The following is an 8,093-nucleotide window of genomic DNA, read 5'->3' as shown; positions in this document are numbered from 1 at the left end:
TCCCCTCCACCCGGGGCCCGGCCCGATCAGGCGGTGCGGTACTCGCGGCGACGCAGCACGACGGTCACGACCAGGGCGGCAGCCACCACCACCGCCGCGACACCGAACGTCGACGGGCCCACCGCCAGATGCGACACCGCACCCAACACCCCGCCGATCACCAGCGCCGACCACAGGAACACCTGCTGCCAATACGGCGCCCACGACCCGCCGAAGAGCGCGTCGACGAGCCGGTGCGCCGACTTCACCACGGCCCCGGTCATATAGGTCACCCCGAGCGAGACCTCGCCGCGCGTGTGGAAGACCGAGTTCATGGACCCCATCGCCGCCGCTGCCACCGCGATACCGACCGGCACGGCCCAGATCGTGGCCGAGGTGGTCAACTGCAGTGCCATCGCGACGAGCAACAGCACCAACACCAGTGTCAGGACAGCGGGGCGGTCGTCGAGATTACGGCGGCGCGTGACCAGCGCGCCGCCGACCGCACCGAGGAAGAACGACACGAGCAGCACCGCCGCGATGCCCGCCCCGCCCAGGTTCCTCTCGGCGACGTGCACGACCATGCGGGTGGAGTTGCCGCTCATGAACGACACGAAGTAGCCGCCGGCCGCGAGGAACCCCACGGAGTCGACGAACCCCGCCGTTCCGGCGAGGACCACCGCGAGGATCTTCTCCCGCCTACGCAGGCCGATCATCGCGACGGTCCTCGATTCGCCTCAGGGCACGGGCACAGCAGACCCGCGCCACGTTGCTCAGGCCTGGGTGACGCCGAACGTCGCCGGCAGGGTCCTCTCGTGGGCGGCGCGCAGCTCGTCCATGCCGAGGGAGAACTGGTCCTGCACCTCGAAGGTGCCCGAGTCGGTGTCGGTGACGCCGATGCGGGCATGCGGGATGTTCTGCGCCGTGAGCATCTGCTGGAAACGGATCTCCTCGCCACGGGGGACGGAGACGATCACGCGACCGGAGGACTCGGAGAACAGGTACACGAACGGGTCGACGTCCGCCGGCAGCACGACCCTGACACCGCACTCCCCTGCCAGCGCCGCCTCGACGAGCGCCTGGGCGAGACCGCCCTCGGACAGGTCGTGGGCGCTGGTGATGAGTCCGTCCTTGGACGAGGTGGCCAGGATCCGGCCGAGTGTGGCCTCCCACTTCAGGTCGACCTTCGGCGGCAGTCCACCGAGGTGACCGTGGGCGACCTGCGCCCAGATCGACCCGTCGAGCTCGTCGCGGGTCTCGCCCAGCAGGTAGACGCTCTCGCCGGGGGTGTCGCCGAACGCGGTCGGGGTGCGGCGGGCAACGTCGTCGATCACGCCGAGCACGCCGACCACCGGGGTCGGGAGGATCGGGGTGGTGCCCGTCTGGTTGTAGAACGAGACGTTGCCGCCGGTGACCGGGATGCCGAGCTCGGCGCAGCCGTCGGCCAGGCCGTGCACGGCCTCGCGGAACTGCCACATCACGCCCGGATCCTCGGGCGAGCCGAAGTTCAGGCAGTTGGTCACGGCGACCGGGGTGGCGCCGGTGACGGAGACGTTGCGGAACGCCTCTGCCAGCGCGAGCTGCGCGCCGGTGTACGGATCGAGCTGGGTGTAGCGGCCCGACGCGTCGGTCGACAGCGCGATGCCGCGACCGGACTCCTCGTCGATGCGCAGGACTCCGCCGTCGGCGTGCTCCGCGAGGATCGTGTTACCGCGCACGTACCGGTCGTACTGCTCGGTGATGAAGGCCCGGGAGCACAGGGCCGGGCTGGCGACCATGTCGAGCAGTGTCTGGCGCAGCTCGTCACCGGTGGAGGGCCGGGAGAGGCCCGCGGTGGTGTCGGCCTGCAGGGCGTCCTGCGTGGCCGGGCGCTCGACGGGGCGCTCGTAGACCGGGCCCTCGTCGGCGATCGTCTCCGGCGGGGCGTCCAGGACGATCTCGCCCTGGAACTCGATCGTCAGGCGGTCGCCGTCGGTGACCTCGCCGATGTCGGTGGCCAGCACGTCCCAGCGGCGGCACACCTCCATGAACGCGTCGACGTTCTCCGGGGTCACCACCGCGCACATGCGCTCCTGCGACTCACTGGAGAGGATCTCGGCCGCGGTCATCCCCTCGGCGCGCAGGGGGACGTTGTCCAGCACGATGTGCATGCCGCCGTCGCCGGCCGCCGCGAGCTCCGAGGTGGCGCAGGCCAGGCCGGCACCACCGAGGTCCTGGATTCCCACGACGAGCTTCTCGCGGTACAGCTCGAGGCAGCACTCGATGAGCACCTTCTCGGCGAACGGGTCGCCGACCTGCACGCTGGGCAGCTTGCGCGGCTTGACCGGGTCACCGTTCTCGTCCACGTCGAAGCTCTCGGACGCGAGGACCGAGACGCCGCCGATGCCGTCGAGGCCCGTGCGGGCACCGAACAGGATGATGCGGTTGCCCTTGCCCGAGGCGAACGCCAGGTGCAGGTCCTCGACGCGCATGACTCCGGCACAGAGCGCGTTGACCAGTGGGTTGCCCGCGTAGGACTTGTCGAAGACCGTCTCGCCACCGAGATTGGGCAGGCCGAGGCAGTTGCCGTAGCCGCCGACGCCGGCCACGACACCGGGCAGCACGCGCTGCGTGTCCTCGGCATCGATCGGACCGAAGCGCAGCTGGTCCATCACGGCCACCGGGCGCGCACCCATCGCCATGATGTCGCGCACGATGCCGCCGACGCCGGTCGCGGCACCCTGGTACGGCTCGATGTACGAGGGGCTGTTGTGGGACTCGACCTTGAAGGTCACCGCCCACCCGTCGCCGATGTCCACCACACCTGCGTTCTCGCCGATGCCGGCGAGCATGCCCGACCGCATCTCGTCGGTGGTCGTCTCGCCGAAGTAGCGCAGGTGCACCTTCGAGGACTTGTAGGAGCAGTGCTCCGACCACATAACGGAGTACACGGCCAGCTCCGCGTCGGTGGGTCGGCGGCCCAGGATCTCGCGGATCCGTGCGTACTCGTCCTCCTTGAGGCCGAGCTCAGCCCACGGCTGGGCGAGATCAGGGGTGGCGGCAGCGTGCGCGGTGGAATCGACGAGATCGGTCACGAGGGCGAGTCTAGTCGGGATCGCCCGACCGACGAATCCACTCCCTTCAAGGGGGCGGGAACCACGTCCGGTCGATCCAGTCGGGCCCCACGTCTAGCCGCTCCGGGCGGTCGAACGCCCTACGTCGACAGGACCTCGAACACGAGACCGCCGCGCTCGACCCGCTCAAGGAGCGCATCCCCCATCGACTGCGCGGTAGTGAGCTGGCCTGCCAGCGTGGGCAGGTCGTCGAATGCCAGGCACAGCCCGGACTCAGCCAGCATCATCGACGTCTCGGTGTATCCGGGATCCCCACCGGAGACGCGTGTGACCACGCGGCGTCCGCCCGCCATCGCCACGAAGGTCACGTCGAACGACGACCGGGCGCGGCGGGACTCACTCGGGCCGGCTCCCCGGTCGATCCGCTTCAGGATCTGCGATCGCAAAGGACCGACCTGCGAACCGATCGCCAGTGCCCCCACGCCGACCATGCCCACGGTCGCAGTGACCGGCGATCCGACCGAGGCGTAGTGCGAGTACGTGAAATCGGGACCGTAGCTTGGCAGCGCCGCCGCCGAGCGTAGGACGATCTGGGGGTCAATCGTGGGCAGCGGCACGAGCCACCTCTCCAACACGTCGTCTCGATGCGGCTTTCCCGGGATTGACTTGATGCGCCGCCCGTCGGGCCGCCCCTGCTTGTCTCGACGCGCCTTGGCCGTCCTGCCCGCTTCACGCAGTCGGGCGAACTGGCCGATCGCGGAGTGGAAGGTTCCGCCGGAGAACTGCGCTTCCGCTCGGACCGCTCCATACACCACCGCCGGCACGCCCTCGGGCACCTGCTTCATCGTGTAGAACACGCCCATGTCATGCGGGATTGAATCGAATCCGCAGGCGTGCACGAGCCGAGCCCCGGTGGCCTTGGCCACGTCGTTGTACTTGAGGTACATCGCGTCGACGAACTCCGGCTCTCCGGTGAGGTCCACATAGTCCGTGCCCGCCTCGGCGCAGGCGGCGACCAGCGGTTCCCCGTACTCGAGGTAGGGCCCCACGGTCGTGATGACCACGCGGGCCGACTCCGCCAACTCCGCCAGCGAGGCGGGATCCTCGGTGTCGGCGATGACAACGGCGGGCGCGGGAACGTCGGGCATCGCGAAGGACATGCGCGCGACACAAGCGTCCAGCTTCGTCCGATCGCGTCCCGCCACCGCCCATGCGCCGCCCTCGGGCATGTGACGCAAAAGGTAGTCGGCGGTCAGCCCTCCGGTGAAGCCGGTCGCGCCATAAAGCACGACGTCGTAGGGCCTGTCGGCCTTGTCGGTAGGAGTCCGGAACTGATTCGTGGTTTCGCTCACCACTCGGTTCTACAGCATCAGCCCCGCCCCGCAAGTGCGCCCGCCATGGCTGCCAGGCTCAAGAGTCCATTCGGTATGACGTACAGGAGCGCCAGAACCGTGTCGATGGCGGACGAGCCCGTGGGGTTGGCGTTAAGGCTTCCGAGCTGCATGCTCAGGGGCGCGGGGATGGGCGGCCTGTAAGGACGTGGTCACGCCCACGGCACCCTGCGCCACACCAGCGACGAAGAACAGATCCCCGGAAGTCAGTCTGACAATGTCAGGTCCGATTCCCGGGGATCAGGTCGTGATCTGGGGCCCGATCAGGCCTTGACGACCGCGTCCAGCGCGGACAGGAACAGACCGAGGCCGTCATCGGAGGGGCCGGTCAGCGGATCGATCGCGTGCTCGGGATGCGGCATGAGACCCACGACGCGCCCGTTCTCGGAGGCGATGCCAGCAATGTTGTTGGTGGAGCCGTTGGGCGCCTCGCCCGCGTAGCGGAACACCACGCGACCGTCGCCCTCGAGCTGCTCAAGGGTCTCGGCCGTGGCCATGTACCGGCCCTCACCGGACTTGAGCGGGATGAGGATCTCGGCGCCGGAGTCATACCGCGAGGTCCACGCGGTCTGGTTGTTCTCCACACGCAGCCACTCGTCGCGGCAGACGAAGTGCATGTCACGGTTCCGGCCGAGCGCACCCGGGAGGAGGCCGGCCTCGCAGAGGATCTGGAAACCGTTGCAGATGCCGAGCACCGGCATGCCGCCCTTCGCGGCGGCGATGACCTCACCCATGACGGGGGCCATCGACGCGATCGCGCCGCAGCGCAGGTAGTCGCCGTAGGAGAAACCGCCGGGAACCACCACCGCGTCGACGCCCTTGAGGTCCGCGTCGGCGTGCCAGAGCGAAACGGCCTCGGCGCCGGAGCGGGTCACGGCGCGGGCGGCGTCCACATCGTCAAGGGTGCCGGGGAAGGTGATGACACCGATGCGGGCGCTCACGCCACGACCTCGGCGCGCACGACCTTCCAGTCCTCGATCACCGTGTTGGCGAGGAGCGACTCGGCGATCTCCTCGAGCTGGGCGTCGGTGACGTCGTCGGCCACCTCGAGCTCAAAACGCTTGCCCTGGCGCACGTCGGTGACACCGGCGTGGCCGAGGCGTCCGAGGGCGCGGTGGATGGCCTGACCCTGCGGATCGAGGATCTCGGCCTTGGGCATGACTTCGACGACTACTCGGGCCACGGTGGAGAACTCCTCGTTCAAGCGGATTCGGCGGTCGGACCAGAGGGTCCGGGATTCACCGTCGATCCTACCCGCACGGCGGCACAGCGCCGAACGGTCAGGCGGCGCCGACCAGTGCGACGGAACGCCACTCGTACCGGGCCGTGCGGGCACCGTACTGGGCGGTCACGAGGTCAACCGCGTCGAGCAGGGCCGTCCGAGGCGTGGTGCGGGCGGCCTGCTTCGCGGAGATGTTGAGCCGCACGAGCCCGTCCCCTGCGGCGATACGCCCGGACGCCGCCACCAGTGCGCGGCACCACCAGCTGTCGGCGACGAAGCCCTCCCCGATCGAGAGCACGCGCCCGCGCTCGGTCGCCCCGCGGGTGAGATCGTGCACGGCGGACAGTTCGGCGCACATGCGGAAACCCGCGCCGGGCAGCGCCTTGAGGCAGCCCGGGGAGGCGTTCCAGCGCGGGGGCGCGAAGATCCGCGTCCGCAGTCCCATGTCGGCCATGAGCCGGTCGGCGGCGGCGAGTCGCACGGCCGCCTCGGCGGGCCCAATGGACGCGAACTCGGGGCGCCGTACCTTGGTCGCGGCGTCGTCGTATCCGCCCAGCACGATCGAGTCGCCCTGCTCCCGCCGGTACCGCAGCCAGTCCTGGGTCCCGTGGTCGGCCGCGAGCTCGTACTCGTGCCCGCGCCGCGGTGCGACCAGCAGCGAGACGGGAACCGAGCGGCGCTCGAGCTCACCGACCAGGGTGATCGCGCCGTCGAGGGTGGTGTCGCGAATGCCGGAGACGGAGACGACGAGGCGAGGTGTCATGGCCGCATGGTGACAGTCCGGGATGACAGGACGACGACGACAACGTGTACAGCGCATGTCCGTCGGCGGTCGCCGACCCGATCACCCGGGCAGATCGCCACAGCCTGAGCACTCAGCCACAGCCGGAGTCACAGCCGCAGCCGCGCACTCAGCCACAGCCGGGCACTCAGACTGGCAGGTACTCCTCGATCGCCTCCACGAGCTCGGGTGCCCCGGGCTCGACCTTGGGACGGAAGCGACCCACGACGTCCCCCTCGGGCGAGATCAGGAACTTCTCGAAGTTCCACTGCACGTCGCCGGCCTCACCGTCGGAATCGGCGACCTTGGTCAGCTCCGCGTACAGCGGGTGACGACCCTCGCCGTTCACGTCACCCTTCGAGGTCAACGGGAAGGTGATGCCGTACTTGCCGGAGGTGAACTCCTTGATCGCCGCCTCGTCGCCGGGCTCCTGACCCATGAACTGGTTGCAGGGGAACCCGATCACGAAGAAGCCGCGATCGGCGAAATCGTCCGCCAACTCCTGGAGCCCCTCGTACTGCGGCGTCAGCCCGCACTCACTGGCGACATTAACCAGAAGGACCACGTGACCTGCGTAATCGTCCATCGACACCTGCGTGCCGTCGATGGTGGTGAACTCGATGCCGGAGACATTGACGCTGCTGTTAGTCATGTAGCCCACACTACGTTGCCAGTCCGACACCCGCCCTCGCACGCACGGGAGCCCTCGCGCACTGGACGGGCCGGATCCACCTACGGAATTGCCGAACCCATTGACAAATCGTTGGGTTTTTACAACACTTTATGACATGAGCCCAGTCAGGAAGGGAGAGAAACTCCCCATCTACAACAGGATCTCCGTGCTTCGCGCCGAGCATCAGCTCAGCCGAGCCGAGCTCGCCGAGCGGATCGCGGTGAACCCCCAGACGGTCGGAGCGCTCGAGCGGGGCGACCACTACCCCAGCCTCGACCTGGCCCTGCGCATCTGCGCGGTGTTCGACCTCCCGGTCGAGGCCGTCTTCTCCCGCGAGGAGTTCCGTCCGATGTCGGCCGAGATGTACAGCCGACAAGCAACCAGCCGCAACCGAGAGGAACCGTGATGACCACGCACCATCCCGACACCGGCACCCTGACCGCAGCGGAGAAGCGCTACGAGATGACCGTCTCGCGCACCGCCGACAGCCTCACCAGCTGGCGCACTCCGGCCCGCCGACGCCTCCTCGTCCAGCTCAACTGGGCATGCCTGGCGATCATGGCCGCGATCGCGGTGGCCGGCTATTTCTGGTTTCCGGTCCTGCTCGCGTGGATCCCCATGACAGTGGCTATCTGCGTGGTGTGGACCATGCTCCGCACGACGATCGACGCCAAGGACTCCGCGCCGGCCCGCTATCTCGACGAGTTCGAGACCGCCACCCTGTTGGACGCCCGGTCGCGGGCACTCTCCCTGGTCACGGGCGCCCTGTTCGTGATCTCGATGGTCCTGATCTTCGTCTCGAGCTTCGAACTCGGCGACGGATTCCGACTGGCCTACATGATGGGCGGCCTGGGGATCATCACGTTCCTCGCCGGAGCAGTTATCCCCGCCGCGGCAATGACCCGCACGATGCCCGACTGAACCCGCCCCAGCCCAGCCCAGCCCAGCCCAAGAATCCGCTACTCCGCCTGTACATCCGCTACCGCAATAGGGG

General features: G+C 68.7%; 9 protein-coding genes. 2 read left to right on the top strand and 7 right to left on the bottom strand.

Going from position 1 to position 8,093, the window contains the following annotated elements; all coding sequences use genetic code 11:
• Positions 1 to 26 precede the first annotated feature (26 nt).
• The 7 genes from OPF83_RS17175 to OPF83_RS17145 all read right to left on the bottom strand — a co-directional run bounded on the left by OPF83_RS17175 (position 27) and on the right by OPF83_RS17145 (position 7,078).
• Complete coding sequence (locus OPF83_RS17175; RefSeq protein WP_264888859.1) at positions 27 to 695, bottom strand: YoaK family protein; 669 nt, start codon at positions 693 to 695, stop codon at positions 27 to 29.
• A gap of 57 nt (positions 696 to 752) precedes the next feature.
• Positions 753 to 3,053, bottom strand: a complete 2,301-nt coding sequence (gene purL / locus OPF83_RS17170; protein ID WP_264888858.1) for a phosphoribosylformylglycinamidine synthase subunit PurL — start codon at positions 3,051 to 3,053, stop codon at positions 753 to 755.
• Positions 3,054 to 3,172: 119 nt separating this feature from the next.
• Entirely contained in the window at positions 3,173 to 4,384 is a 1,212-nt protein-coding gene (locus OPF83_RS17165; RefSeq protein WP_264888857.1) for a trans-acting enoyl reductase family protein, read from the bottom strand.
• A 302-nt stretch (positions 4,385 to 4,686) separates the two neighbouring features.
• Positions 4,687 to 5,364, bottom strand: a complete 678-nt coding sequence (gene purQ, locus OPF83_RS17160) for a phosphoribosylformylglycinamidine synthase subunit PurQ (protein ID WP_264888856.1) — start codon at positions 5,362 to 5,364, stop codon at positions 4,687 to 4,689.
• Entirely contained in the window at positions 5,361 to 5,606 is a 246-nt protein-coding gene (purS, locus tag OPF83_RS17155; RefSeq protein ID WP_264888854.1) for a phosphoribosylformylglycinamidine synthase subunit PurS, read from the bottom strand. The genes purQ and purS overlap by 4 nt, the downstream gene beginning before the upstream one ends.
• Positions 5,607 to 5,703: 97 nt before the next feature.
• Complete coding sequence (locus OPF83_RS17150) at positions 5,704 to 6,408, bottom strand: DUF2334 domain-containing protein (RefSeq protein ID WP_264888852.1); 705 nt, start codon at positions 6,406 to 6,408, stop codon at positions 5,704 to 5,706.
• A gap of 166 nt (positions 6,409 to 6,574) precedes the next feature.
• On the bottom strand, positions 6,575 to 7,078 hold the full coding sequence (locus OPF83_RS17145) for a glutathione peroxidase (RefSeq protein WP_264888850.1): 504 nt from the start codon (positions 7,076 to 7,078) through the stop codon (positions 6,575 to 6,577).
• 136 nt (positions 7,079 to 7,214) lie between these two features.
• On the opposite strand from OPF83_RS17145, the gene OPF83_RS17140 reads away from it, so the two are divergent.
• Positions 7,215 to 7,505 (top strand): helix-turn-helix transcriptional regulator, encoded by a 291-nt coding sequence (locus OPF83_RS17140; protein ID WP_264888848.1) that lies wholly within the window; start codon positions 7,215 to 7,217, stop codon positions 7,503 to 7,505.
• Positions 7,505 to 8,020, top strand: a complete 516-nt coding sequence (locus OPF83_RS17135) for a hypothetical protein (protein ID WP_264888846.1) — start codon at positions 7,505 to 7,507, stop codon at positions 8,018 to 8,020. Before OPF83_RS17140 ends, OPF83_RS17135 begins: the two co-directional genes overlap by 1 nt.
• The last annotated feature ends 73 nt before the right edge of the window (positions 8,021 to 8,093 follow it).

Origin of the sequence: Dietzia sp. NCCP-2495 (genome assembly GCF_026011735.1) — a bacterium.
Lineage (GTDB): Bacteria > Actinomycetota > Actinomycetes > Mycobacteriales > Mycobacteriaceae > Dietzia.
Note: the sequence above shows the minus strand (reverse complement) of the source record. Positions and strands in the feature narration are given on the sequence as shown.